At 59.3% G+C, this 23,866-nt stretch carries 24 protein-coding genes; 11 read left to right on the top strand and 13 right to left on the bottom strand.

The genetic code is table 11. The features are described from left to right. Positions 1-253 precede the first annotated feature (253 nt). A complete protein-coding gene (bglX, locus tag ACIQU2_RS27835) occupies positions 254-2,527 on the bottom strand; it encodes a beta-glucosidase BglX (RefSeq protein WP_403145628.1) in 2,274 nt (757 codons plus the stop codon). A 275-nt stretch (positions 2,528-2,802) separates the two neighbouring features. Between bglX and ACIQU2_RS27830 the strand changes: the two genes are divergently transcribed. Continuing rightward, entirely contained in the window at positions 2,803-3,120 is a 318-nt protein-coding gene (locus ACIQU2_RS27830; protein WP_347802325.1) for a helix-turn-helix transcriptional regulator, read from the top strand. A 48-nt stretch (positions 3,121-3,168) separates the two neighbouring features. On the opposite strand, the gene ACIQU2_RS27825 is transcribed toward ACIQU2_RS27830, so the two are convergent. Further along, positions 3,169-4,227, bottom strand: coding sequence for an MBL fold metallo-hydrolase (locus ACIQU2_RS27825; protein ID WP_403145625.1), 1,059 nt, complete (start codon positions 4,225-4,227; stop codon positions 3,169-3,171). A 213-nt stretch (positions 4,228-4,440) separates the two neighbouring features. Here ACIQU2_RS27825 and ACIQU2_RS27820 point away from each other — a divergent pair, with 213 nt between their 5' ends. Then, entirely contained in the window at positions 4,441-5,052 is a 612-nt protein-coding gene (locus tag ACIQU2_RS27820) for a TetR/AcrR family transcriptional regulator (RefSeq protein ID WP_403145623.1), read from the top strand. A gap of 183 nt (positions 5,053-5,235) precedes the next feature. On the opposite strand, the gene ACIQU2_RS27815 is transcribed toward ACIQU2_RS27820, so the two are convergent. After that, positions 5,236-6,177, bottom strand: coding sequence for a LysR family transcriptional regulator (locus ACIQU2_RS27815; RefSeq protein ID WP_403145621.1), 942 nt, complete (start codon positions 6,175-6,177; stop codon positions 5,236-5,238). A gap of 15 nt (positions 6,178-6,192) precedes the next feature. Between ACIQU2_RS27815 and ACIQU2_RS27810 the strand changes: the two genes are divergently transcribed. Beyond that, on the top strand, positions 6,193-6,900 hold the full coding sequence (locus ACIQU2_RS27810) for a CTP synthase (protein WP_403145619.1): 708 nt from the start codon (positions 6,193-6,195) through the stop codon (positions 6,898-6,900). Then, positions 6,897-7,220, top strand: a complete 324-nt coding sequence (locus ACIQU2_RS27805) for an antibiotic biosynthesis monooxygenase family protein (RefSeq protein WP_403145616.1) — start codon at positions 6,897-6,899, stop codon at positions 7,218-7,220. Before ACIQU2_RS27810 ends, ACIQU2_RS27805 begins: the two co-directional genes overlap by 4 nt. A gap of 139 nt (positions 7,221-7,359) precedes the next feature. Here the strand turns inward: ACIQU2_RS27805 and ACIQU2_RS27800 are convergent, their stop codons facing one another. Further along, on the bottom strand, positions 7,360-7,686 hold the full coding sequence (locus ACIQU2_RS27800) for a DUF2025 family protein (protein ID WP_403145613.1): 327 nt from the start codon (positions 7,684-7,686) through the stop codon (positions 7,360-7,362). A 234-nt stretch (positions 7,687-7,920) separates the two neighbouring features. On the opposite strand from ACIQU2_RS27800, the gene ACIQU2_RS27795 reads away from it, so the two are divergent. The 3 genes from ACIQU2_RS27795 (at position 7,921) to ACIQU2_RS27785 (ending at position 10,770) form a co-directional block, all read left to right on the top strand. Then, entirely contained in the window at positions 7,921-9,048 is a 1,128-nt protein-coding gene (locus tag ACIQU2_RS27795; protein WP_347802307.1) for a glycerophosphodiester phosphodiesterase, read from the top strand. A gap of 108 nt (positions 9,049-9,156) precedes the next feature. Then, on the top strand, positions 9,157-9,462 hold the full coding sequence (locus tag ACIQU2_RS27790) for a PepSY domain-containing protein (protein WP_010457288.1): 306 nt from the start codon (positions 9,157-9,159) through the stop codon (positions 9,460-9,462). A 135-nt stretch (positions 9,463-9,597) separates the two neighbouring features. Further along, positions 9,598-10,770 (top strand): ATP-binding protein, encoded by a 1,173-nt coding sequence (locus ACIQU2_RS27785; RefSeq protein ID WP_403145632.1) that lies wholly within the window; start codon positions 9,598-9,600, stop codon positions 10,768-10,770. A 15-nt stretch (positions 10,771-10,785) separates the two neighbouring features. Here ACIQU2_RS27785 and ACIQU2_RS27780 read toward each other — a convergent pair whose 3' ends face one another. Together ACIQU2_RS27780 and ACIQU2_RS27775 are read right to left on the bottom strand one after the other, a co-directional pair. Next, on the bottom strand, positions 10,786-11,133 hold the full coding sequence (locus ACIQU2_RS27780; RefSeq protein WP_403145609.1) for a hypothetical protein: 348 nt from the start codon (positions 11,131-11,133) through the stop codon (positions 10,786-10,788). Positions 11,134-11,403: 270 nt separating this feature from the next. Next, positions 11,404-13,029 carry a methyl-accepting chemotaxis protein gene (locus ACIQU2_RS27775; protein ID WP_403145607.1) on the bottom strand — a complete coding sequence of 542 codons (1,626 nt, stop codon included), beginning with the start codon at positions 13,027-13,029 and terminating at the stop codon, positions 11,404-11,406. 438 nt (positions 13,030-13,467) lie between these two features. Between ACIQU2_RS27775 and ACIQU2_RS27770 the strand changes: the two genes are divergently transcribed. After that, entirely contained in the window at positions 13,468-14,490 is a 1,023-nt protein-coding gene (locus ACIQU2_RS27770) for a transporter (RefSeq protein WP_149628512.1), read from the top strand. 98 nt (positions 14,491-14,588) lie between these two features. On the opposite strand, the gene ACIQU2_RS27765 is transcribed toward ACIQU2_RS27770, so the two are convergent. Further along, on the bottom strand, positions 14,589-15,026 hold the full coding sequence (locus ACIQU2_RS27765; RefSeq protein ID WP_403145604.1) for a multidrug/biocide efflux PACE transporter: 438 nt from the start codon (positions 15,024-15,026) through the stop codon (positions 14,589-14,591). A 90-nt stretch (positions 15,027-15,116) separates the two neighbouring features. On the opposite strand from ACIQU2_RS27765, the gene ACIQU2_RS27760 reads away from it, so the two are divergent. Then, entirely contained in the window at positions 15,117-15,971 is an 855-nt protein-coding gene (locus ACIQU2_RS27760; protein ID WP_403145602.1) for a LysR family transcriptional regulator, read from the top strand. A gap of 118 nt (positions 15,972-16,089) precedes the next feature. On the opposite strand, the gene ACIQU2_RS27755 is transcribed toward ACIQU2_RS27760, so the two are convergent. The 3 genes from ACIQU2_RS27755 to ACIQU2_RS27745 all read right to left on the bottom strand — a co-directional run bounded on the left by ACIQU2_RS27755 (position 16,090) and on the right by ACIQU2_RS27745 (position 18,175). Continuing rightward, positions 16,090-17,325 (bottom strand): RNA polymerase sigma factor, encoded by a 1,236-nt coding sequence (locus ACIQU2_RS27755; RefSeq protein ID WP_403145599.1) that lies wholly within the window; start codon positions 17,323-17,325, stop codon positions 16,090-16,092. After that, a complete protein-coding gene (locus ACIQU2_RS27750; protein WP_347802315.1) occupies positions 17,325-17,675 on the bottom strand; it encodes a YciI family protein in 351 nt (116 codons plus the stop codon). Before ACIQU2_RS27750 ends, ACIQU2_RS27755 begins: the two co-directional genes overlap by 1 nt. 80 nt (positions 17,676-17,755) lie before the next feature. Next, positions 17,756-18,175: a YybH family protein gene (locus ACIQU2_RS27745; protein ID WP_403145596.1), complete on the bottom strand. Its 420-nt coding sequence runs from the start codon at positions 18,173-18,175 to the stop codon at positions 17,756-17,758. A gap of 140 nt (positions 18,176-18,315) precedes the next feature. On the opposite strand from ACIQU2_RS27745, the gene ACIQU2_RS27740 reads away from it, so the two are divergent. Together ACIQU2_RS27740 and ACIQU2_RS27735 are read left to right on the top strand one after the other, a co-directional pair. After that, on the top strand, positions 18,316-18,801 hold the full coding sequence (locus ACIQU2_RS27740) for a GNAT family N-acetyltransferase (protein ID WP_403145593.1): 486 nt from the start codon (positions 18,316-18,318) through the stop codon (positions 18,799-18,801). Positions 18,802-18,808: 7 nt separating this feature from the next. After that, positions 18,809-19,414 carry a pyridoxamine 5'-phosphate oxidase family protein gene (locus ACIQU2_RS27735; RefSeq protein WP_403145591.1) on the top strand — a complete coding sequence of 202 codons (606 nt, stop codon included), beginning with the start codon at positions 18,809-18,811 and terminating at the stop codon, positions 19,412-19,414. 135 nt (positions 19,415-19,549) lie between these two features. Here ACIQU2_RS27735 and ACIQU2_RS27730 read toward each other — a convergent pair whose 3' ends face one another. From ACIQU2_RS27730 to ACIQU2_RS27720, 3 genes are all read right to left on the bottom strand, one after another. Next, positions 19,550-20,047, bottom strand: a complete 498-nt coding sequence (locus tag ACIQU2_RS27730) for a GNAT family N-acetyltransferase (protein WP_403145587.1) — start codon at positions 20,045-20,047, stop codon at positions 19,550-19,552. 406 nt (positions 20,048-20,453) lie between these two features. Further along, on the bottom strand, positions 20,454-21,146 hold the full coding sequence (locus tag ACIQU2_RS27725; RefSeq protein ID WP_403145586.1) for a response regulator: 693 nt from the start codon (positions 21,144-21,146) through the stop codon (positions 20,454-20,456). Continuing rightward, positions 21,143-23,836, bottom strand: a complete 2,694-nt coding sequence (locus ACIQU2_RS27720; RefSeq protein WP_403145584.1) for a DUF4118 domain-containing protein — start codon at positions 23,834-23,836, stop codon at positions 21,143-21,145. The genes ACIQU2_RS27725 and ACIQU2_RS27720 overlap by 4 nt, the downstream gene beginning before the upstream one ends. Positions 23,837-23,866: the final 30 nt, after the last annotated feature.

The raw sequence follows: 23,866 nt of genomic DNA, 5'->3' as shown, positions 1-23,866 counted from the left end.
TGATACATAGATGCAACGGGGCGGCGGTTTTTCAAAAGCGGGTAGACAGTGGGGGCGAGTCCATACATAGCAGCTGGCGAAGCCTGCGTTCGGCTGCGTAGCAGTCGTAAAACCAGAGATTGCGGTGCATCAGGCAGACCGCGTCAGTCGGATTCACGACTGCTACGCAGCCGAACGCAGGCTTCGCCAGCTGCTACAGATCGCATAACGGTTCAACTGACTGGCATTAGCCACTGCCGCTAATGCCTCGGCCTTACAGCAACTCAAAACTCTGCGCCTTCACATCCTGAGAATCCAGACCGATCTGCACCTGGAACTCACCCGGCTCGGCGGCGTATTCCAACTGAGCGTTGAAGAACTTCAAGTCGTTCTCATCAATGCTGAAGTGGACCGCTTTCTCTTCTCCGGCCTTGAGCATGATTTTTTGAAAGTTCTTCAGTTCTTTGACCGGACGGCTGAGGGAGCCAACGACATCGCGGATATACAGCTGAACCACCGTTTCGCCGTCGCGCTGGCCGGTATTCTTCACGATGACGCTGGCGACGAGCTTGTCGGTCTTGTTCAGTGTGGTCGAAGACAGGGCCATGTCGGTCAGGCTGAAATCGGTATAACTCAGCCCATAGCCGAAGGGATAAAGCGGACCATGGGATTGATCGAAATATTGAGACGTGTAGTTGCGAAGCCCACCCGGCAGGTAGGGGCGGCCGGTGTTCAAATGGCTGTAGTAATTCGGGATCTGCCCCACGGAGCGTGGAAAGGTGATGGGTAACTTGCCGGAGGGGTTGTAGTCACCGAACAATACATCGGCAACGGCGTTGCCTCCCTCGGAGCCGCTGTACCAGGTTTCCAGAATCGCATCGGCCTGCTTCTGCTCCTTGCCGATGGAAAGTGGCCGGCCGTTCATCAATACCAGTACCAGCGGCTTGCCGGTGGCTTTCAGGGCGGTGATCAATTCACTCTGGCGTCCTGGCAGATCGAGGCTGGTTCGACTGGCCGCCTCATGAGACATACTGCGGGGCTCACCCACTACTGCAATCACAACATCGGCTTGCTGTGCAGCCTTGACCGCTTCGTCAATCATTTCTGCTGCCGGACGAGCGTCGTTCGCGATTTCGGACACTCCCTGATATTCCAGGTATTTAACAACCTCCTGATCCTCCTCGAGATTGGCACCTCGGGCATAGATCAGCGAGCCCTGGTTCATCGCGTTTTTCAGCCCGTCGTAGATCGTCACCGATTGCGCGGCCACGCCGCTTGCAGACCAACTGCCCATGATGTCGACGGTACTTTTTGCCAACGGGCCTATGAGCGCGATCACGCCCTCTTTTTTTAGCGGCAAGAGCCCGTTTTCATTCTTCAGCAGCACCAATGTCTTGCGTGCCACCTCACGGGCCTGCGCTCTGTGCAGACGGTTTTCGGCATTGTTATCAGCGGGGTCTTCACTGGCAACGCCGATGCGCCGGTAAGGGTCTTCGAACAGCCCCATGTCGTACTTGGCCCCCAGGACTTCCCGCACTGCGTTATCGATATTGCTCTGGGAAACAGCGCCAGACTCAAGCAGCCCGGGTAGCTCCGGACCATAGGAGAAGTCGTTCATACTCATATCAACACCGGCCCTGATCGCGAGCCTGGCCGCTTCGCGGTGATTCTTCGCAACACCATGCTGAATCAGATCGTTTATCCCGTTATGGTCGCTGATGACCAGTCCCTTGAAGCCCCATGCTTTGCGGAGCAGGTCTTGCATCAACCATGCATTGGAAGCGGCTGGCACGCCATTTATCGAGTTAAGCGCCACCATCATCGCCCCCGCTCCACCCTCAATCGCCGAACGATAAGGTGGCAGGTAGTCCTGGTGCATTCTGGCCAGGCCCATGTCGACGCTGTTGTAGTCGCGTCCACCCTCGACAGCACCATACAACGCGAAGTGTTTGGCGCTGGCCATGATGCTGTCGGGTGCATTCAGGCTTTTGCCCTGGTAGGCCTGAACCATCACTTTGGCAATGCGCGAAACCAGATAGGTGTCTTCACCGAAGCCTTCGGATGTACGCCCCCAGCGAGGATCACGAGCGATATCTATCATCGGTGCAAAGGTCATATCGATACCGTCAGCACTGGCTTCTTTCGCCGCCGTTCGACCGCTCAACTCAATGGCGTCCATATCCCAGCTGGAGGCCAACGCCAGGCCAATGGGAAAAATGGTTCGATGACCGTGTATCACGTCCCAGCCGAAAAACATCGGTATTTTCAGGCGGCTTTGTTGAGCCGCGTCCTGCATGGGTCGGTTTACGTAACGGCTCACAGAGCCGTACGTACCCCCGATTCGCCCGGCGGTGATTTCTTGGTACATCCTTTCGGGAGTCATCTTTTCATCAATCGCGATCAGCCGCAGTTGGCCGACTTTTTCTTCCAGGGTCATCTGATTTATCAGGTGGGTCACAAAGGCATCTTTGTTTGACGATGCCATATCGGCCAGGACGGGCAGACTTGTAAAACCGATCAGGGTACATAGCAGACGTAGTCTTTTCATGATTCCCTTCCCTGCATAACGCTGTGGCGCACTGCCTCTGAAACGCCACCTTTCCTTGTATTGAAAATCAGAAAGCTGACGTTCAAACATTGCTGCTGACGGGTGTTGAAAACCCATTGAGCTTTCAGTCCGCCTAAAAATAGCGTAGTCGGTCCAACGCTCCTGCCTGAGAGGAAAATTAGAACCGATCAAAAAATGAGTTTGATTCGGGCTCAAAACAACTGTACAAAAATACAGTATTTTTTGAATCAGCACTCTTGAGCCCGGAGAACACCATGGCCTCTCTTGCGATGAAAATCACCCTGGAACGTATCGCCCTTTTCCAATTCACCCCCGCGCATAGCGCTCAGGCCCGAGCGATGCTGGGTTGGAGTGTGGAGGAGCTGTCTCGGGAATCCGGGGTTTCGGTTGATGCTATTCAGCGATTTGAGGATGAACGCGATGTGCTGGATGTTACGCGGCTGGCACTGGCTTATCGGCTTGAATCGGAGGGGTTGGTGTTCTTCCCGGGGTTTGCGCCGGGTCGAGGGATGAATGTGAAAGGATCGACGCCTGATCCGGTGGGGCGGGCGGATTATGCGATGGTTGAGTGAGGTGTCGGCCCGGGCCGCTTGCAGGGTAAGCAGCCCGGCTTCACAACGTCATGCGTTCTGAGGCTCCACCTGATCGCCAACGTTTTCCATCTCCGACCACCAAGTGCTCCCCCGCTGCGGATACATCACATTGAACGCCTGCCCCATCTGCGGCGTGGTAATCGAAACATTCCGCTCCCAGGCCAACGCCAGAATGCGGTCAAAGGGTTCGTACCAGGCGTGCATCGACAGATCGAACGTGCCGTTATGGATCGGCAATAACCAGCGACCTTTAAGGTCGATGTGCGCTTGCAGGGTTTGCTCCGGCTGCATGTGAACATGCGGCCATTCGACGTTGTAAGCACCCGTTTCCATAAGGGTTAGATCGAACGGGCCATACTGCTCACCGATGCGTTTGAAACCATCGAAATAACCGCTGTCGCCGCTGAAGAAGATTCGCGTGTCGCCGTCGATCATCGCCCACGAGGCCCACAGCGTGCTGTTGCCATCGAACAGACCGCGACCGGAAAAGTGCTGCGAAGGCGTGGCGATGAACTGAACACCGTCGACCTCGGTGCCCTGCCACCAGTCCAGTTGTCGGACTTTGCTGGCATCAATGCCCCACTTGATCAGGGTGTCGCCCACGCCCAGCGGCGTCAGAAAGTACTTGGCCTTGTTCGCCAGTCTGAGCACCGCTTGATAATCGAGGTGGTCGTAGTGATCGTGGGACAGGATCACTGCTTCGATCGGCGGCAGCTCTTCGAGGCTGATCGGCGGCTGGTGGAAGCGCTTGGGGCCGGCCCATTGCACGGGTGAGGCGCGTTCGGCGAAGACCGGGTCGGTGATCCAGAATTTGTCCCGCAGTTTCAGCAGTACGGTGGAATGACCGAGGCGGTAAACGCTGTGGTTGGGTGCAGCGATCAACGCTGCCTGAGTCAGGGTTTGCACCGGGACAGGCGTCGTCGGGCGGGTGTCGCGCGGTTTGTAGAAGATCATGTTCCACATGATGCGCAGGGTTTTGCGAAAACCTTCGCGCTTTACCAGCGCATGATTTCGAAAGAGCCCTTCTACCTGACGGGAAGCTTCAGGCGTAGAGACGTTATCCGATGGGGAAGTTGATGTGGCCATGACTGAATGACTCCAGAAAAACCGCACAATTCGCGATTTCCGCTTGGGACGATAAATGGCCAAGGCACGCACGCATCAGCCGGAGATTCTATTGTTCACTGCGCAGGATTAACAAAACATTACACTGCACAGTGTAGTTTCTAGGTTGCATCAAAGCTGATCACAAGTAAACTGCCAAGTGTAGTTCTCACTTCTTCCTGCCGAAGCGTACTTATGACAGCTCCACAGCGCCTCACCGACCGAAAACGCGAAGCCATCATTCAGGCGGCGATTGCCGAATTCCGTGCCAACGGTTTCGACATCACCAGCATGGACAAGATCGCCGCCACCGCCGGCGTGTCGAAGCGCACGGTGTACAACCACTTCCCCAGTAAGGAAGAGTTGTTCGCCGAAATCCTCAATCAGTTGTGGGCGCGGGTGACATCAGAACAGGAAACGCCCTACCACCCTGACCTGCCGTTGCGCGACCAAATGCGCCGGATGCTGATCGCAAAATTGCAGATGCTGGGCGATGACAATTTTCTCGACCTGGCGCGAGTGGCCATCGCCGCCACCATCCATTCCCCCGAGCGCGCGCAGAATATGGTTGCCCGAATGGGTGAGCGCGAAGAAGGCCTGACTGTGTGGATCCGCGCCGCTCAGGCCGATGGCCGCTTGAAACCGGTCGCCCCCGAATTCGCTGCACAACAGATTCAGGGAATGCTCAAATCCTTTGCGTTCTGGCCGCAGATTTCCATGGGCCTGCCCGGCCTGTCAGCCGAAATGCAGAGCACTGTTGTGGAGTCGGCGTTGGACATGTTTCTGGCCTGCTATCAGCTGCAATAAATGACAATGTCCGCCGCTTTAGCGGTGAGCAGTAGCGCGGAATAAAACACCGCAATGTGTTTCAGAATGAAACTGGCGCTGGGGCGGAAATGACCAAGGCCCTCACCGAACGCATCGAAAGCCTGACCTCGGAAATGCATCAGCACTTCGTGCGCAAGGATCAGCCGAAGGTTTAGCGCTCGGTCAAGGCAATCGAAGCGCCCGCCCCAACTCATCGAACAACGTCACCACCGAGCGCAAGGCGCGGCAGTCCGGGCGGGTCAGCAACCAGAGTGCCGTGTCGTAACCGTGTAGTGGCCCGCTCACCGGTTGCAGCCCGTCACCGATGAGGAAGTCCGGCAATGCCGCGACACCGAGCCCGGCCCGCACCAGTTCAGTCACCGACAACATGCTGTTGCAGCGATAACCCGGTGTGACGCCGGGCAACTGCTGACGGCGCCACACAACGGTGGGGTGATCGGGAAGGAAGTCGTCCGGGGCGATCCAGGTCAGCGACGCCAAGTCTTCGGAATCGACCGATCTCAGATACGCCTCACTGGCACAGACTCGATAGGAAACCTCCGCCAATCGCCGGCCCACCAAGTGCTCGGGCGGTGTGCGGGTCAGGCGCAAGGCGATATCCGCATCCCGGCGGCTGAGGTTGGCGAAGTCGTTGGACGTACTCAACTCGATGGTTAGCGCCGGGTAACCGGGCATGAACTTCGCCAACGCCGGCAACAGCAAGCCTTGCAAGACCGAATCGGTGCAGGTCAGGCGCACCGTGCCGCTGATGACTTCACCGCCCTGCTCCACGCCAATGCGCGCCGCCTCCAGCGCCTGTTCGGCTCGCTCAGCCTGCTCGGCCAGAGTCTGCGCCAAGGTGGTGGGCAAGTAGCCGGCGCGGCTTTTTTCGAACAGTTGCTGGCCCAGCGCAGCTTCCAGTCGGCGCACGGCGCGAAATACGGTCGAAACGTCGACCTTCAACAGCGTCGACGCCCGGGCCAGAGAGCCGCCGCGCACCAGCGCGAGGATCAGGGACAGGTCGGGATAATCCAGTCGATAGTGCATCGGTGCATTGATCAATTGGGATAACGCCAATATTGAGTGCGTGAACGCCAATCTATAGTGGGTGCCAGGAATCAACAAGCGTGGAGCGCACTCATGGAAAACCGCCCAATTCGCATCGCCCTGGTCGGCGATTACGACCCGCACGTCACCGCTCACCAAGCCATTCCCGTCGCCCTCGGCATGGCCGCCGAACATGCAGGGCGAGACGTGCAATTCCAGTGGTTGGCCACCGACGGCATCAGCGTCGATGCGCCATTGGCTGATTTCGACGGTTTCTGGTGCGTGCCTGCCAGCCCTTACCGCGATAGGGACGGTGCGTTGCGGGCGATTCGTTTTGCCCGTGAACAGCAACGGCCGTTCCTTGGTACCTGCGGCGGTTTTCAACACGCCGTACTCGAATACGCCCGAAATGTTCTGGGTTGGGAGGATGCCGAACACGGTGAAACATCGCCCGATGCGGCGCGAGCGCTGCTCACGCCACTGACCTGTTCGCTGGTGGAGGCCGTCGACAGCATTCATCTGGCTGAAGGCTCGTTGATCGCCGAGGCGTACGAAAGCGCTGAGATTGTCGAAGGCTATCGCTGCCGCTACGGCGTTAATCCAGCATTTGAACGTGAGCTGTTGACCCAACAGCTGTGCGCCGTTGGACACGATTCAACCGGCGACTTGCGGGCGGTGGAACTCAAAGGTCATCCGTTCTTCGTCGCGACGCTATTCCAACCTGAACGCGCAGCACTCAAGGGCAAGCTGCCGCCGCTGGTCCGCGCGTTGATCGCAGCCTGCAAGAGGCAGAAGTCATGATCGCCAAGACTCCGCCAGCGCCTTACTACGCGGTGATTTTTACCTCCCTGCGCACCGACGGTGATCACGGTTACGAGCAGGCCGCCACGCGCATGGTCGAACTGGCCCGTGAGCAACCCGGTTTCCTGGGTGTGGAATCGGCTCGGGGTGAAGACGGGCTCGGGATTACGGTGTCCTACTGGGCCAGCGAAGCGGCGATCCTGGCGTGGAAACATCATCCCGAGCACAGTGAGATTCGCGAGCGCGGGCGGTCGACCTGGTATTGGTCTTGTCATACGCGGGTGTGCAAGGTTGAGCGGGATTATCGGTTTCAGCGGTAATTATGTGCGGTGCCCTTCTGCCCGCCATCGCGAGCAAGCTCGCTCCCACAGGGGTTATGTGTCGATCACAAGACCCATGTGGGAGCGAGCTGGCTCCGGGCGGCGTTCCGACGATAGGCCCGCACAATCACCCCAAAACTCAGCTCTGCACCAAACGGCGAACCGCCGAAATCTCCGGCACTTCCCGCCGATTCATATAAACCCGCACCGGCTCGGTGATGTTGATCCGGTCATCGATGTTCTGATCCAGCAACAACTGAATCAACTCACGCTTGAGCGTCATGGCCTGCGCGGAACCTGGGGCCCAGACGAATTCGCTGGTGGGAATAATGCCGTCGTCAGCCACGTCCATACCGAAAGAGTCTTCGCTGAAACGAACGATGTAGTGGCCGGTCTTGCGATTGAGGCCGACGAAGCCTTTGAGTTGGTCGGCGGCCTGGCAGATGAGCTCGGAAGTGATGCGCATGATAAACCTCACAAAAGGTCGAAAAGGACCGGTGATCGATGGTTTACACGCAGGGCAAGCGAATGGGCGTTCCCTCTGCCGGGGTAACTGCCGGGGCCAAGAGTACTGCAAAGAAGCGCACAAAAGCGCTGAAAAAATCTGCTTTAAACACGTTTATGTCGGTCTGGCGATAGCGCAAGCGGCGCTCAGTTGCTAAAAGGTACGTCTTTGAAAATCTGCGAAAGGACCTCGACCATGCCTGTTACCTTCACCAAGAGCGCCCTGTTGCTGAGCCTGATGCTGGGCCTCGGCCACGCACAGGCCGCCAGCGAGCCAAGCCCCACCGCATTGGCAACCCGCACGGGCATCCCGCATCCGGCCGTGATCGCTCACCGTGGCGCGTCGTTCGATGCACCGGAATCCACCGCCGCCGCCTACAAACTGGCCCGCGATCTGGGTGTCGACTACCTGGAAATGGACGTGCAACGCAGCAAGGATGGCGTGCTGTTCGCCCTGCACGACGACAACCTGCAACGCACCACCGACGTCGCCAGTAAATTCCCTGAGCGCAAGGACCGCCCGGCCAACGAGTTCACCCTCGCCGAGCTGAAAACCCTGGATGCCGGCAGCTGGTTCAACACCGCCTACCCGGATCGCGCGCGTCCTGCGTACGTTGGTCTGAAAATCCTGACCCTCGATGAAATCATCGATATTGCCCAAGGCAACCCGCTGCATAAACCCGGCCTGTACATCGAAACCAAAGAACCGAAGCAATTTCCCGGGATCGAGCGCGACCTCAAGGAAAAACTCCAGGATCGCGGCTGGTTGAGCCCGGCCGGGTCGAAACTGGCGAAGAGCGCTCTGGCGGTTGGCCAGGGCAAAGGTAAAGTCGTGCTGCAAACCTTCGAGAAGAGCAGCCTCGAACTGCTCGAGAAGGAAATGCCGAAAGTGCCGAAAATCCTTCTGCTGTGGGTCGGCGAAGGCAGCATCGAGCCGAAATCCAAGGTGACGTTTGCCGAGTCCGGCGACAAGGACAAAGCCACTTACTACGCCAAACAGCAACCGAAAGACAAAGCCGAATTCCAGCAATGGGTCGAGTACGCCAAAGCCCAGGGCGCAATCGGCACCGGCCCTTCTGCCGCGCTGACCAAGGGTGGTGATCAGAGTTACTCGGACCTGGTGCAACCCTGGATGAACCAGTACACCCACGATCAGGGCTTGTTGGTGCACGTTTACACCATCGACGATGCCGTGGATTACCAGAAAGTCATGGACGCCGGCGTCGACGGCATCTTCACCAACCGCGCCAGCGAACTGCTCAAGTTCTACAAACGCCCGGCGGCGGCCAGTGTTGCGCAATTGCTGCAGAACAACGGTTACTGATGAACGTGGGAACGACTATACCCAGTCGCGTTCGGAGAATTAAGGGTGGATTAAGTTGCGCCGGATAACCTGATCCCACTTAAACAGCTCATCCAAGGAAAGAACCTCATGAAAACCCTGACTGCCCTGTTCACTGCCGCGGCCCTGACTCTCACCGCTGGGCTGGCCCAGGCCGATGTCCGCGTCGACCAGATCCCCGAGCTGGTCAAAAGCGGCAAGATCAAGCCATTGGAAGAAATGAACCAGGCTGCTCTGAAATTGCACCCGGGTGCGACCATCACCGACACGGACTTGGACAACCACTTCAATAACTATGAGTACGAAGTGGAACTGAAAACCGCTGACGGCAAAGAATTTGACGTGGACTTCGATGCCACCACGGGCAAAGTACTGAGCGACAAACAAGACACCTGATGCACACACACCAAGCCGCACGATCTTTGGATCGCGCGGCTTTTTTTGCACGTCAAATTCAGGCAATCAAATCGCGCTAACGCAGCGTCAGCCCGCTAGAATCCCACCACACTGTTCATGCAGAGATGGATTGAAATGGGGCAAGCAGCGGCAGCAGACATCGCCACGATCGGTCGGATCAGTGCGGTGCCGGCGATTCTTCAAGTGATCCGTGAACTGACGGGCCTGCGCTTCGCCGCCGTGGCCCGGGTTACCGAAGAGTCGTGGACAGCGTGCGCGGTGCTCGACCAGCTGAATTTCGGTTTACAGGTTGGCGGTGAGCTGGATCTTGTCACGACCCTGTGCCACGAAATTCGCCAGACGCATCACTCGGTGGTCATCGACAAGGCCAGTGAAGACCCGCTTTACCGCGATCACCACACCCCTCGCCTCTATCAGTTCGAAAGCTACATCGCCGTGCCGATTTTCCGCACCGACGGACGCTTTTTCGGCACCCTTTGCGCCCTTGACCCCAACCCTGCGCCCCTCAAATCCAGCACGATCCAGAGCACCATGGAATCCTTCGCCCGGATGCTGGCGCTGCAGATCGAGTCCGAAGAAAACCTGCAAAAGACCGAAGCAGCGCTGAGGCAGGAACGCGAAACCGCCGAACTGCGCGAACAGTTCATTGCCGTGCTCGGACATGATCTGCGCAACCCCTTGTTCGCCATTAGCGCCGGCGCCGAAATGCTCCTGCGCAAACTACCCGATCCGGCGAATCAGCAACGGGCCCGGCACATCCTCAGCAGCGCCCGTCGTGCGACCAAACTGGTCGATGACGTTCTGGATTTCGCTCGCGGCTCTTTGGGCCGTGGCATTCCCGTGAACATTGAACCGTGCCCGAATCTCGAGGATGCATTGCGGCATGTGATTTCAGAGGTTCAGAGCGTCCATCCCGCCCGCACCATTCAATCGTCCATCGGCGACCTGCGCAGCGTTCATTGCGATCGCGAGCGGGTCGCGCAGTTACTCTCCAATCTGGTGGCAAACGCGGTTACTCACGGAGATCCCGATGGCCCGATCGAAATCAGCGCGCAGATCAATGAAGGACAGTTCGTGCTGAGCGTGAAAAATCAGGGGCTGATTGCCGAGGATGCGCTGCCACATCTGTTCCGGCCCTACTCGCGACCGGCCAGCGGAACACCGCGGACCGGCCTCGGGTTGGGGTTGTACATTGCCAGTCAGATTGCGCAGTCCCATGGTGGGAAACTGGACGTGGTATCGACCGAGCAACAGGGCACGACGTTTACGTTCAGCTTGCCAGTGTGATCTGCCAGGCTCGAATCACTTGACCATAATGATCAACGGCTTGGAGCGCCAGATTCGGTCGTCTCTGACAACCTCATAAAAGGTAGTCACCAAACCCGGTGTGATGACGGTTTCCTTCACATAGAAATGCACAGGGTTTACTTCTTCAATCTCGGTGATCTCATGCGTAAAAACTGTTTCAGTACCTGCGTTGGTGATCCATACCACCTCAAGATGATTTCCTTCACTCAAACCCTGTTTGCCAGGGACATACGCCCGCAGACCGGGAGCCGAGGGTAAAGACACCTCACCCTCATACTCCTGACCTTCGACCGCCGTCATGCTCGGGATCGTCAGTTTTTCCAACACTTCAAGCGTAGACATGGAAACACTCCTTATCGGGATAATCGCGCCATTGCGCTGACCCGATCATCAAGCCGTCAGGAATGCGTCCCGTCTACTGTCAGAAATAACAGGTACCCTCTAAATCAACGGGTTTGAAAGATCGAATCCGACCAGCGGTCATGCCTACTGAACGGGATATCAGGCCGAAGTGCTGACCAGAGAGGTGTCGCTGGACGCCTCAGCGGTTGCCGTGACTGAGATCGACTGTGTACCGACTCGGGTAAGCAAACCGGTACACAGCCCTTCCCGTTACGCGCTTAAACGCGCCGTCACTTCATTCAACTGCCCCGACAACCCGTGCAGGTTGTGACTGGCCGCTTCGGTGCGCTGCACGTTGTCCAGATTGGTGCTGGCGATACTGGTGATTTCGGTGAGGTTGCGCGAGATGTCCTCAGCCACCGAGGTCTGCTCTTCGGCGGCAGTAGCGATCTGGCGGTTCATGTCGCGGATGGCTTCCACGGCAAGGGTGATGCGCTCCAGCATGGCGCCGGCCTGGGTCACTTGCTCGACACTTTCCTCACTGCGCGACTGACCGCTTTCAATTGCCTGAGCTGCGTCCACCGCACCGGTTTGCACCGTTTGAATGATCTGGTTGATCTCGATGATCGACGCCGCCGTGCGCTGGGCCAGGCTGCGCACTTCATCGGCAACCACCGCGAAACCGCGCCCGGCTTCACCGGCACGGGCCGCTTCGATGGCGGCGTTGAGCGCCAGCAGATTGGTCTGCTCGGCGATGCCGCGAATCACTTCCAGTACCTTGCCGATGCGCCCGCTGTCGGTTTCCAGACGACGGATGACCGTGGCGGTATTGGCAATTTCGCCGCGCATTTGGGTGATGGTGTGAATGGTGCCCTGCATGACCTTTTCGCCCTGCTGGGCGGACTGGTCGGCATCGTCGGCGGCACGTGCCGCATCGGCTGCGTGACGCGCGACTTCTTGCGCGGTAGCGGACATTTCGTTCATCGCCGTGGCCACCTGATCGGTGCGGTTGAACTGCTCGTTAGTGCCGCTGGCCATCAGGGTGGCGATGGAATTCAGCTCACCGCTGGCGCTGTCCAGATCCTTGGCGCTGCGCTGCAAACGGTTGAAGGTTTCGGCGAGGAAATCGCGCAAGGTGTTGGCGGCTACCGCCAACTTGCCCAACTCGTCCTGACGGCTGCTGGCCACGCGTTCGGCAAACTTGCCCTGGCTGAGTTGCGCCACGTACTCGATCAGTTTGCGAATCGGTTCCACCAGGTTACGGTTGACCAGCCACAGGCTCAATAACCCGATCAACAGACCCGAGGCGAGCATCACTATGATCCCCAGCAACACGGTGCGGTCGGCGTCGGCGCTGATCAGCTTCGATTGCTCGGCACCCTGCTTGCGCAATTCGCTGACCAACTCGCTCATCTGATCGCTGGTGGCGCGGTCCACACCTTTGACCGCTGTGTCGCCAACCGTTGGGTCGGCGCCTGCCGCCACGTAGGCGTCACGGCCCTTCTGATAGGCCGCGCCCAACAGGCGATGTTCGTCACGCAGGCGTTCGATGCGGGTTTTCAGCTGCGGCTCGATACCCTTCTGCCCGGCCAGTTCACCGAGGATGCCCTGCACATCGCGCTGACGGTCTTCGAATTGCTTCCAGTATTTGTCCAGGTCCGCAGGCCGCTTGCCGCGTAGGAGAACGTTTTTCCATTCCTGAACCTGCACCTTGAATTGCAAGTTGGCTTCATCGATCAATTGCGAGGTGTGCAACGGGCCTTCGATCAGATTCGCGTAGTTCTGAACACCGCTGGACAGAAAGTGAAAGCAGGCCAGGGCGATCAACAACATGGCCAACAGGCTGCCGCTCAACAAGGCGAGGATTTGTGCTCTCAGGGATTTTTGCAAAAACATCGAGTGATCTCATGACAGGGATGAGGCACGCCCGGCAGGCGTGCAAGGTGTCCGGACATCCCTGTCAGCAACGCTGGCCCAAGACCGCATCGCGAAATTCAACATCAGCATCATCGGCGCGCCAGAACTATTCTTGAGCGCTTCCGACCACCGGTAGAGGTGAATTTTTGGCGCCATGGGACTGTCACAAAACGGTCAAAGACCCTTGCGATGATGCGGCTCAAGTGAACCTGTGAAACCCGCCGTAACGCGACCTGTAGCAGCTGGCGAAGCCTGCGTTCGGCTGCGCAGCAGTCGCGAAATCAGACTTTGCGTTTCCAAAGGAAGACCGCGTGCTCAGGCTTGACGACTGCTACGTCCGAACGCGGCCCGAACCGAACGCAGGCTTCGCCAGCTGCTACACATAGCGACCGACAGCACCTCCTTCAGCGAGACCTCATGAACCACAGCATCGACCAAAGCCATCGCGACACGGACCTGTTCGGTCTGCTGTACGGTTTCAGTTTTCGCCCCGGCGAGCGCGGCCGGGAGCTCGATTCGGCCAAGGCCTTGCAATGCCTGCAACAACCCGGCGACAACGACGAATTTCTCTGGCTGCACCTGAATCTGGCCCACGCCGCATGCGAGCGCTGGATGAAAAGCCATCTGGAATTGCCCGACGAATTTTTCGAAGCGCTGCATGAGGGCTCCCGTTCGACGCGCATCGAGCATGTGGATTCGGCGTTGCTGGCGGTGGTCAACGACGTGGTGTTCAACCTCAGCAGCATGGTCTCGTCCGATGTTTCAACGCTGTGGGTCTGCGCCCGCAGTCGGCTGATCATCAGCGCACGCCTGCAACCGCTGCACTCGGTGGACAAGCTGCGCTCGTCGGTGAAGGCCGGTGAATGCTTTCGCTCGCCGCTGGAATTGCTGGTGCATCTGCTGCGCGATCAGGGCGAAGTGCTGACCCAGATCGTGCGCAAGACCAGCCTCAGTGTCGATCAGATCGAAGATGAGTTGCTGTCCTCGCGGCTGTCGACCAATCGGGCTGAGCTGGGTGCCAACCGACGGGTGCTGGTGCGCCTGCAACGCTTGTTGGCGCTGGAACCGGGCTCGTTGCTGCGCCTGCTCAATCGCCCGCCGCAGTGGTTGCAGAAGGAAGACGTCAAGGAGCTGCGCAAGTCCACCGAGGAGTTCGCGCTGATCATCAACGACCTCACGGCGCTGGGCGAACGGATCAAGCTGTTGCAGGAAGAAATCGCCGCCAACCTCAACGAACAGAGCAACCGCACGCTGTTCACCCTGACCGTGGTGACGGTGCTGGCGTTGCCGATCAACATCATCGCCGGGTTCTTTGGCATGAACGTCGGTGGGGTGCCGCTTTCCGGCGACCCGGAAGGGTTCTGGATTCTGGTGGCATTGGTCGCGACGTTTACCGTGATCGCGGGGCGTTGGGCGTTTCGTAAGCGCCAGGATTATTAAGATCAAAAGATCGCAGCCTCGTTTCACTCGACAGCTCCTACAGGGATCGCATTCTCATGTAGGAGCTGTCGAGTGAAACGAGGCTGCGATCTTTTGCTTTATCCCGAGACAGCCTGGCGCATCACCACCCGCTCACGCACCACGTCATAGACCCAGTGATAAACGTAGGTGTACGGCAGGAAAAACAGCAGCACGCCGATATCCAGCACGAACGCTTGCCACAGGCTGACCTTCAGCCACCAGGCAATCAACGGTACACCCACCGCGACCAGACCGCCTTCGAACAACAGCGCATGGACAACACGTACCCACGCGCTGTGCACGATGCCGTAGTGTTTGAGCGCACGGTCGAACAATCCGTTGAAGACCACGTTCCAGGCCAGGGCAAGTGCCGCGATAGCCATGGTCACGACGCCCATGTCGAGCATCGGTTTGTCCATGATCCACGCCAGCAACGGGGTACAGATCAGGATGGCCAACAATTCGAAACCAATGGCCTGGAAAATACGTTCAGTAATGGATTTGTTGGCGCTCATGGCCAGACTCCTCTGAGTGACTGTGGTTGCCATGATCCTTCTTCACACCGATACTTCATAACCAATAACCATCGATCAAGGCGATAGTTCATGGCCTCTCAAGAAGTGTTGCAGGCCTTCGTTCAGGCAGCCACTCAAGGCTCGTTTTCCGCCGCGGCGCGCAAACTGGGCCGCAGTCAGTCGACTATCAGCGCCGCCGTGGCCAGCCTTGAAATCGACTTGAACCTGACTCTGTTCGACCGCAGCAGCCGCAAACCGACCCTGACCCCGGCCGGGCACGTGATGCTGCAACGGGCCGAGGACATTCTGGCCGCCACCAGCCGACTGGAAATGACCGCCAGCCAACTGTCCCAAGGGGTCGAGCCGAAGCTGACCGTGGCGATTTCCGACACGTATCAGTCCGACCGATTCGAAGCGGCGCTCAGCGCCTTCGAGCAGCGCTATCCGGATCTGGAACTTGAATGCCTGATCGCCGAGTGCGATGACCTGGTGGCCTTGGTGCAACGGGGTCGGGCACATGTGGCTTTCGCCGAAAAACAAGACAGTTACCCGCCGGACCTGGTCAGTTCGACCGTGGAAGAACGGACCGAGATTGCCCTGTTCGTGTCCCGCGAGCATCCGTTGGCGGCGCTGAGCCACATCGATCAGGATGTGTTGCAACAACACCGGGAGCTGCGCCTGGCGACGATCGTCAATCCGTATGAAAGCCGGGCAAAGGGGCGCGTCTGGTCGGCGCCGAGTTATCTGATGCTGCTGGAAATGGCCCAGGGCGGATTCGGCTGGGCGCCATTGCCCCGGTGGCTGGTGGAGCGGTTTGGGCCAGGGACGTTGCAGGAACTGGACGTACGCGGCTGGCCGAAACCGGTGTTCGTCGATGCGCTGTGGTCGCGGCTGCATCCGCCAGGGCCGGCGGGGAGTTGGTTGCTGGGCAAGATGCTGGAATAGCGGTGCTGCCATTCGCGAGCAGGCTCGCTCCCACATTGAATTTGTGCACGCCACAGATCCCTGTGGGAGCGGCGGTGCGGCGATCCGACTTGCCCGCGATGGGGCCGGCGAATTCGCCTTATTTTAAAGCCCTGATCCGAGCCTCGATAAACCGCCGTTCCGGCACTTGCTGCGTCAACTCCAACGCCCGCTCATAAGCCGCCCGCGCCTCCTCAACCCTTCCCAACTGCCGACAAAACTCCGCCCGCGCCGCGTGCGCCAAGTGGTAATCCAGCAAATCACCCCGCGCCAGAATCCCTTCAACCAACGTCAGCCCCGCCAACGGCCCATCCCGTTTGGAGATCGCCGCCGCACGGTTCAATTCGATCACTGGCGAAGGCGCCGCCCGCAACAGCACGTCATACAGACCCACAATCTCCAGCCAGTCCGTTTCCGCCGCCGTGGGCGCTTGGGCATGCGACGCCGCAATCGCCGCTTGCAGGCTGTAAGGCCCGAAGCGCCGGGTTGTCAGTGCACGCTCCACCAGCGCGCAACCTTCAGCGATCATCTCGACGTCCCACAACGAACGGTCCTGCTCATCCAGCACGATCAACTCCCCGCTCGCTGACGTCCGGGCCGGGCGTCGGGACTCGTGCAACAGCATCAGCGCCAGCAGCCCCATCACCTCGGGTTCGGGCAGCAGTTCCATCAACAGACGACCGAGCCGAATCGCCTCGCGGGTCAAATCCTCACGGGTCAGTTCCGCGCCCATGGACGCGGAATAGCCTTCGTTGAACACCAGGTAAATCACCCGCAGCACGCTGTCCAGGCGCTCGGGCAATTCCGCCAGGGTCGGCACTTGATAAGGAATTTTTGCGTCACGGATTTTGGCCTTGGCCCGCACGATGCGCTGGGCGATGGTCGCTGGCGCCGACAGAAAGGCCCGGGCGATTTCTTCCGTGGTCAGGTCGCAGACTTCGCGCAGCGTCAACGGCACCTGGGCGTCCGCCGCGAGTGCCGGGTGACAACAGGTGAAAATCAGGCGCAGGCGATCGTCTTCCACGTCTTCGTCACTCCAGTCGGCCTGCTCCAGCGCCTCCAGTTGAGCGATCAACATCGGTTGCGACGCGATGAAGCGTGCGCGCCGACGCAATACATCAATGGCCTTGAAGCGCCCGGTAGACACAAGCCAGGTACGCGGATTGTCCGGCACCCCGTCACGCTGCCAGCGCTCGACCGCGACGAAAAACGCCTCGTGCAAGGCTTCTTCGGCAAGGTCGAAATCGCCAAGTAAACGGATCAGGGTCGCCAGAATCCGCCGTGACTCTTCGCGGTAAACCTGCTCGACCTGTGCCCGTACCGACTCGACAGACATCAGGCGCCGGGATTCAACTGGCGAACGGGACGCACCTCGACACAGCCGACCCGGGCCGCCGGAATGTTGCCGGCGACCTGGAGGGCTTCATTGAGGTCTTTGGCATCGATCAGGTAAAAGCCGGCCAATTGCTCCTTGGTTTCGGCGAACGGGCCGTCGGTGATCGACATTTTCCCGTTGCGCATCCGCACCGTGGTCGCGGTCTGCACCGATTCCAGCGCCTCGGCGGCGACCATTCGGCCGCTGCCCTGGATCGACTCGGCATAGGCCATGCATTCAGCGTCATTCGGGCTTTCGGGTAGCGAGTGCAACTCGTGCTCGTTGCTGTAGACCAGGCATAAATACTTCATGGGGCTCTCCTGAATCGAACGGATCAACTATGGCTGCAGATTGACACTTTCGCGACATTCCCGACGAATCAGCCTGACGCTCACGGTTCCAGGTTGAACAGCACCGTGCCGCTCATGAATGGGGCCGACCAGTGTTCGTGGACGATGCGCCATTGCCCATCGTCGCGCCGATAACAGGCGGTCACGCGCATCCAGCAGGCCTGGGTTTCGCCCTTCTCGTTGGTGCCGCCGCAATGGGCCAGCCAATGGGCGAAGGCGATGTGCTCGTCTGCCACGATGTTCATATGGTCGAAATCAAACTTGTGTGCGCCCTGGCACATTTCCATGCATTCCTGCCAATGCGCGCGGTAGGCGGCCTTGCCCCGAAATTGCAGGGCCTTGACCGCGTCGTAGGAGACGATGTCCTCGGCATACAGGGGCATGAGTTTCTCGACATCCTTGGCGATGACCGCCTGACGATAGGTGTCGATCAAGGTCTGGATTTCGTGGGTAGCGTTCATGGTGGTTCTCCGTGGTTTTTGTTGTGAAGACACCCTTAGTCGTCTGGCGAAAAGCCAAATCGACAGCCGAAATAAAAATAATCCATGGACGCAAACTCGTTAGAATTCGAAACACATTTTGTTGGAAAAAGGACACTCCAGTGACAGCCCGACTCGTGCCTTACGACAGCCTGAACGCGCTCCAGCGCCAGCAGGTCGAGGCCATTGAAGTTCACAAAGAACAAATCAGGTTCTCCGGCGACATTCACGGTGCGTTGCACACCTTGCTGTCCAAACCCGGCCCCGGCGTCAAAGGATTTGCGCTACTGGTCGAAGATGTTCCCGTGGCCTTTCTGCTGCTCAAACGCCCGCCCGTATTGCCAGCGTGGGCCGATGAACACAGCGCCACCCTTCACGCACTGCAAGTCGATCATCGGGCTCAGGGCAAAGGCTATGGCAAGGCCTGCCTGCAAGCCCTGCCCGACTTGGCGCGTCAGGCGTTTCCGGAAATAAAGGGGCTGGAGTTGTCGGTGGATGCGGATAACGCATCGGCCATCGCGCTTTACGCAAAATTCGGCTGGGTCGACAGCGGCGAAGCCTACAGGGGCCGGATCGGTTACGAACGGCGCATGGGTCTGATTTTCTGAGGTGGTTATGCTCAACAGCATCGAAGAACTGGAAGCCCTCTACGGCCAACCCCACGACCGCGCCGTGCGCAAGCAGATCCCCTTTCTGAACGAGGACTATCAGGCGATGGTCCGCGCCTCGCCGTTGGTGATCATCAGCTCGGTGGGGCCTGACGGGATGGACGGTTCGCCACGGGGTGACACACCGGGTTTCGTGCGGATCATTGATGAACGCACCCTGGCGATCCCGGATCGGCCGGGCAACAACCGCATCGACACCCTGCGCAACGTCGTGCTCGATTCGCGGGTGTCGCTGCTGTTCATCATTCCCGGGATTGGCGAAACGTTGCGGGTTAACGGCACGGCACAGATCAGCGCCGAAGATGGATTGCTGGAGAGCTTTGCGGTGAACGGAAAACCGGCGCGTACGGTGATGCTGGTAACGGTGGAAGCAGCATACTTCCACTGTTCCAAGGCCATCGTTCGTTCGGATTTATGGAACCCTGAGAAACATCTGGAGCGCTCGGCGCTGCCGACGGCGGGTGCGTTTCACAAGCGGTTGAACGATGGGCAGTTCGATGCCGAGACGTATGACCGGGAAGCGCCGGCCAGAGTGCGGGACAGCCTCTACTGACACGACGACTAACCAATGTGGGAGCGAGCTTGCTCTCGATGGCGGTCTGACAACCGACAGCTATGTTGAATGTTATGCCGCCATCGCGAGCAAGCTCACTCCCACAGGTGTTCTGCAGTGTTCGAGAGATTATGGTTACAACTCCAACACCATCTCATGCCACGCCATCCCACCATGATCGGAGGCGGAAGGCTTGATGTAGGCAAACCCAAACCCGGCATACAGCGGAATGTGTCGCTCCTTGCACATCAGATGGATGTTGGTCTTGCCCAGTGCGCGCATCCGCTCGATGAATTCGCCCATCAACCGTTTCGCCAGCCCCTGCCCCTGAAAATCCGGGTGCACCACCACCGACATGATCACCACGTGCGGGCCGGCCGGGTCGTGGCCGATCAGTTCCTTGAACGCTTCGTCCGACATCTCGACCTGAAACGCCGCACCGGAATTGATGAAACCGGCTACAACGCCATCGACTTCGGCCACGATGAAACCTTCGGGCCAGGTGGCAATGCGCGTGGCGATCTTTTCGCGAGTAGCAGCTTCGTCGCCTTCGTAGGCAACGGTTTCGATGGTGTAGCAGCGGTCCAGATCAGCAGGCTGGACGTTTCGGATGACAGGGTTCGACGAGTTCATGGCGCAGCGCAGACCTTGGGGCAAGTGAGATGACAGGATAACGCTCGCCGATTCTAGCAATACTTGCTTGCTCTCGAACGCCCGATACCCACCTCTCGTATGAAGTGCATAGGGTTCAAGGACGGCGCCGTAAAGCTTTCATATAACCGCTATCCAAGGCCCCGGGTTCGTATTATCTATCTGTGTCTCGACGATTGATGACGCCCAGCCACGGCAGGTTGAGCGCTCCTCGTACCACCCACAGGACTTTGATCATGAGCACGACGCAAATCGGCCTACTCGTGTTGTTCAGCATTTCTTCGTTCGGTTTCATCACGCTGTACATCGATTTCCTGCACGAGCGCCGGATCAAGAAAGACAAGTGAGCGACACACGGCCAGGCGCTGCTGCCAGCGCCCGCCGTGCTTTACAGCCCCACCAGGCGATAACCTACCTGCAATTCGGTGATGAAATGCTGCGGCTGGGCCGCATCGGCCTCCAGTTTTTGCCGCAAGTGCGCCATGTGCACCCGCAGATAGTGAGCACGATCGACGTAATCCAGGCCCCACACTTCCAACAGTAGCTGGCGATGGGTCATGACCCGACCTTGTCCGCGAATCAGCGCGCAAAGCAAGCGATACTCGATGGGTGTCAGATGGACCGATTGGCCCTCGCGCCGGACCTCGTGCGTGGCCAGGTCCACGTCGATCATGCCGAAGGTCACCTTGCTGGTGACCGCAGCGGTCCCGTTCTGCACATGCCGACGCAACTGGGCGCGAATACGCGCGAGCAGCTCGGGCACGCCGAAGGGCTTGACCAGATAATCGTCCGCCCCCGCATCCAGTGCCGCCACTTTCTCCTCTTCACGATCACGGGCTGACAGCACCAGAATCGGCACCGTCATCCAGCCCCGCAACTCACTGATCAATTGTTTGCCGTCACCGTCGGGCAAGCCCAGATCGACAATCACCAGATCCGGTTGACGGCTGGCGGCGTGGATCAGGGCGCGTTTGACGTTGTCGGCCTCGAACACCTGAAAACCTTCGTCCTGCAGCGCGATACCGACGAAACGGCGGATGTTGGCCTCGTCCTCGACAATGAGGATGCGTGCACTGGTCATAGCGATTCCATGGAAGGCGGATGACCCGCCGGTAGAGTGATGACAAAGCGGATGCCCGAGATGGCCTGAGGCTGAGCCTCGATCGTTGCGCCATGGGCCTGGACAATCCGTTTTGCCAACGCCAGCCCAAGGCCGATGCCGGCAACGGCCGACTCCTGCTGACCCCGGGTGAACGGTTCGAACAAGCTCTGAGGCGTGCTGCCCTGAGGACAACCGGGACCGGCGTCGATCACCTCCAGCACGATGCTGTCCTCCTCTTGCCGGGCCACAACCTGCACCAGCGTTCCGGCCGGGGTGTACTTGGCGGCGTTGTCCAGCAGGTTGACCAGCACGCGCTCGATCAACAGCGCATCGACTTCCACCAACGGCAACAGCGGCGACAGGGCGGTGCGCACCACATGCCGCGCCAATGGCTCGCGCAGTTGACGCAAAGCACTGCCGACAATTTCCTCCAGTGAGTGCCATTGCCGGTTGAGGCGCACACCGCGTTCCTGCATTCGGGCCATGTCCAACAGGTTTTCGATCAACCGCTGCATGGAGCTGGCCTGATCGCGAATACCGCCCAGCAACTGTGTCAGCGGTCCGGGCGGCGCATGGGGCGCCGCTGCGTCTGCCGCGCCGATTATGGTGGTCAGCGGCGTGCGCAGGTCATGAGAGATCGCGGCCAGCAGGGTATTGCGCATGCGCTCGCCCTCCATCTGCACCAGGGTGCTTTGCGCCACTTCGACGAAATGCACCCGTTCCAGCGCGATCGCCAGTTGGCTCATGCAGGCCTCGAGCAAACGCTGCTCTTCAGGCTCGTTCAACCGCTCGGGTTCAGCCAGCTCCAGCACCAACACTCCGCGCACGCGCATAGGCGCCTTCAACGGCAAATAGCGGCCTTGAGCAGCCGCCAGCGTATTGGTGCCCTGGCCGGCGGGTTGGCCATGGTCGTAAACCCATTGGGCAATGCTTTCATCGATCGGGAATGCACCGCCGCCACGAGCGTGGACACTGTCGGCGGCGTCCGGCAGTGTCAGCCCGACCCGCGCTTCAAACACGCCGCTGAAGGTGCGCAGCGCCACCTCCGTGATCTGCTCCACCGTCAGCGCCGCCGACAAGTCGCGAGCCAACCTGGCCAACGACGTCGCGCGCCGCTCACGTCCGGCAGCGGTGCTAGCCTCATGACGCAAGCGTGCCGTGAGCTGCCCGGTGATCAACGCAATACCCAGCATCAGGGCGAAGGTAAAGAAGTACTGGGTATCGTTGACCGTGAACGACCAGCGTGGCTGGACGAAAAAGAAATCAAAACACAGCACCGCCAGCATCGCCGCCCAGACACCCGGCCCTCGCCCAAAGCGCAAGGCGACCAGCACCACCGTGAGCAAAAACAGCATGACCACGTTGGCCAGGTCAAACACCTGCAACAGCAACGCGGCTACCGCAGTGGCGGCAAAACAGGCCAGGCTGGCCCACAAATACGCCGGAGCCCTGCTGGGCGGCAGCGCGGCATCAGTGTTCACCGCAACCGCAACCACGACGGGCAACGGGCCATGGGCGATGACAATCTGATCGATCTCGGGATGGCGACGGCTGATGCGGTCACTGACCGACTGGTGCCAAAACTGCCAGACCTTGCGCGGGTAATGCCCGAGCACCAGCCGGTTGGCGTTGTGCTCACGAGCAAACGCTACCAAGGCCTCGGCCACGTCCATGCCCGACAGCGTGGCCGTATCGGCACCGAATTCGGCGGCCAGTGCCAAGGTCTTCATGGCGGCGGCATAGCGGTGCGCACCCGCGCCACGTCGCTGCACCGAAGGCACATGAACGACAATCCAGTCGGCCTCAAGTTTTTGTGCCAGACGCGCCGCTTCACGAACCAGACGTTCATCCGAAGGGTGCCCTGCCACGCCAACCAGTAAACGCTCGCGCGCGGGCCAAAGGGAGTTGATGGACCGCTCGCGGCGATAGTCGCGCATCTGCGCATCGACGCGATCAGCGGTACGCCGCAACGCCAGCTCGCGCAAGGCCAGCAAGTTGCCCTTGCGAAAGAAATGCCGGGACGCGCGCTCGGCCTGGGGCGGCAGGTAGACCTTGCCTTCCTTGAGACGGCGCAGCAGGTCATCGGGTGGCAGGTCGATCACCACCACTTCATGGGCACCGTCGAACAGATGATCGGGCACGGTCTCGCGCACCCGGATGCCGATGATCCCGCTGACGATATCGTTGAGACTTTCCAGGTGCTGGACATTGAGGGTGGTCCAGACGTCGATGCCGGCGCACAGCAGTTCTTCGACATCCTGCCAGCGCTTGGGGTGACGCGAACCGGGAACGTTGCTGTGGGCCAATTCATCCACCAGCAGCACCGCCGCACGCCGCGCCAGCGCGGCATCCAGATCGAACTCGCTGAGGGCACACTCGCGATGCATCACGTTATAGCGCGGCAGCAGTTCCAGACCGGCGAGCAGTTCCGCGGTTTCCCGGCGGCCATGGGTTTCTATCACGCCAGCCACCAGGTCACGGCCCTGGGTCACTTCGCGTTGGGCCGCGGTGAGCATCGCGCAGGTTTTCCCCACCCCGGCGTTGGAACCGAAATAGATGCGCAGTTTCCCACGCAGGGCGGCCTGTTCGTCCTGTTGCAGCTTCTCCAACAGCGCATCGGGATCAGGGCGGCCGTCTCGTGAAGCGGTGAACGTATCAATAACGGGCATGGCAATCCTTTTGAACTGCACGGCGCCATA

Origin of the sequence: Pseudomonas sp. NPDC098740 (assembly GCF_044760065.1) — a bacterium.
In the GTDB taxonomy this organism is placed as follows: Bacteria; Pseudomonadota; Gammaproteobacteria; order Pseudomonadales; family Pseudomonadaceae; genus Aquipseudomonas; species Aquipseudomonas rossensis.
Note: the sequence above shows the minus strand (reverse complement) of the source record. Positions and strands in the feature narration are given on the sequence as shown.

What these genes read in the sequence shown, in the direction of transcription:
- ACIQU2_RS27820 (WP_403145623.1), top strand. Translation starts at nt 4,441, where the DNA reads ATGACAGCTCCACAGCGCCTCACCGACCGAAAACGCGAAGCCATCATT.
- ACIQU2_RS27800 (WP_403145613.1), bottom strand. Translation starts at nt 7,686, where the DNA reads ATGCGCATCACTTCCGAGCTCATCTGCCAGGCCGCCGACCAACTCAAA.
- ACIQU2_RS27795 (WP_347802307.1), top strand. Translation starts at nt 7,921, where the DNA reads ATGCCTGTTACCTTCACCAAGAGCGCCCTGTTGCTGAGCCTGATGCTG.
- ACIQU2_RS27730 (WP_403145587.1), bottom strand. Translation starts at nt 20,047, where the DNA reads ATGAACTCGTCGAACCCTGTCATCCGAAACGTCCAGCCTGCTGATCTG.
- ACIQU2_RS27735 (WP_403145591.1), top strand. Translation starts at nt 18,809, where the DNA reads ATGCTCAACAGCATCGAAGAACTGGAAGCCCTCTACGGCCAACCCCAC.
- ACIQU2_RS27790 (WP_010457288.1), top strand. Translation starts at nt 9,157, where the DNA reads ATGAAAACCCTGACTGCCCTGTTCACTGCCGCGGCCCTGACTCTCACC.
- ACIQU2_RS27755 (WP_403145599.1), bottom strand. Translation starts at nt 17,325, where the DNA reads ATGTCTGTCGAGTCGGTACGGGCACAGGTCGAGCAGGTTTACCGCGAA.
- ACIQU2_RS27775 (WP_403145607.1), bottom strand. Translation starts at nt 13,029, where the DNA reads ATGTTTTTGCAAAAATCCCTGAGAGCACAAATCCTCGCCTTGTTGAGC.
- ACIQU2_RS27785 (WP_403145632.1), top strand. Translation starts at nt 9,598, where the DNA reads ATGGGGCAAGCAGCGGCAGCAGACATCGCCACGATCGGTCGGATCAGT.
- ACIQU2_RS27810 (WP_403145619.1), top strand. Translation starts at nt 6,193, where the DNA reads ATGGAAAACCGCCCAATTCGCATCGCCCTGGTCGGCGATTACGACCCG.
- ACIQU2_RS27770 (WP_149628512.1), top strand. Translation starts at nt 13,468, where the DNA reads ATGAACCACAGCATCGACCAAAGCCATCGCGACACGGACCTGTTCGGT.
- ACIQU2_RS27720 (WP_403145584.1), bottom strand. Translation starts at nt 23,836, where the DNA reads ATGCCCGTTATTGATACGTTCACCGCTTCACGAGACGGCCGCCCTGAT.
- bglX (WP_403145628.1), bottom strand. Translation starts at nt 2,527, where the DNA reads ATGAAAAGACTACGTCTGCTATGTACCCTGATCGGTTTTACAAGTCTG.
- ACIQU2_RS27725 (WP_403145586.1), bottom strand. Translation starts at nt 21,146, where the DNA reads ATGACCAGTGCACGCATCCTCATTGTCGAGGACGAGGCCAACATCCGC.
- ACIQU2_RS27745 (WP_403145596.1), bottom strand. Translation starts at nt 18,175, where the DNA reads ATGAACGCTACCCACGAAATCCAGACCTTGATCGACACCTATCGTCAG.
- ACIQU2_RS27765 (WP_403145604.1), bottom strand. Translation starts at nt 15,026, where the DNA reads ATGAGCGCCAACAAATCCATTACTGAACGTATTTTCCAGGCCATTGGT.
- ACIQU2_RS27830 (WP_347802325.1), top strand. Translation starts at nt 2,803, where the DNA reads ATGGCCTCTCTTGCGATGAAAATCACCCTGGAACGTATCGCCCTTTTC.
- ACIQU2_RS27750 (WP_347802315.1), bottom strand. Translation starts at nt 17,675, where the DNA reads ATGAAGTATTTATGCCTGGTCTACAGCAACGAGCACGAGTTGCACTCG.
- ACIQU2_RS27780 (WP_403145609.1), bottom strand. Translation starts at nt 11,133, where the DNA reads ATGTCTACGCTTGAAGTGTTGGAAAAACTGACGATCCCGAGCATGACG.
- ACIQU2_RS27760 (WP_403145602.1), top strand. Translation starts at nt 15,117, where the DNA reads ATGGCCTCTCAAGAAGTGTTGCAGGCCTTCGTTCAGGCAGCCACTCAA.
- ACIQU2_RS27825 (WP_403145625.1), bottom strand. Translation starts at nt 4,227, where the DNA reads ATGGCCACATCAACTTCCCCATCGGATAACGTCTCTACGCCTGAAGCT.
- ACIQU2_RS27805 (WP_403145616.1), top strand. Translation starts at nt 6,897, where the DNA reads ATGATCGCCAAGACTCCGCCAGCGCCTTACTACGCGGTGATTTTTACC.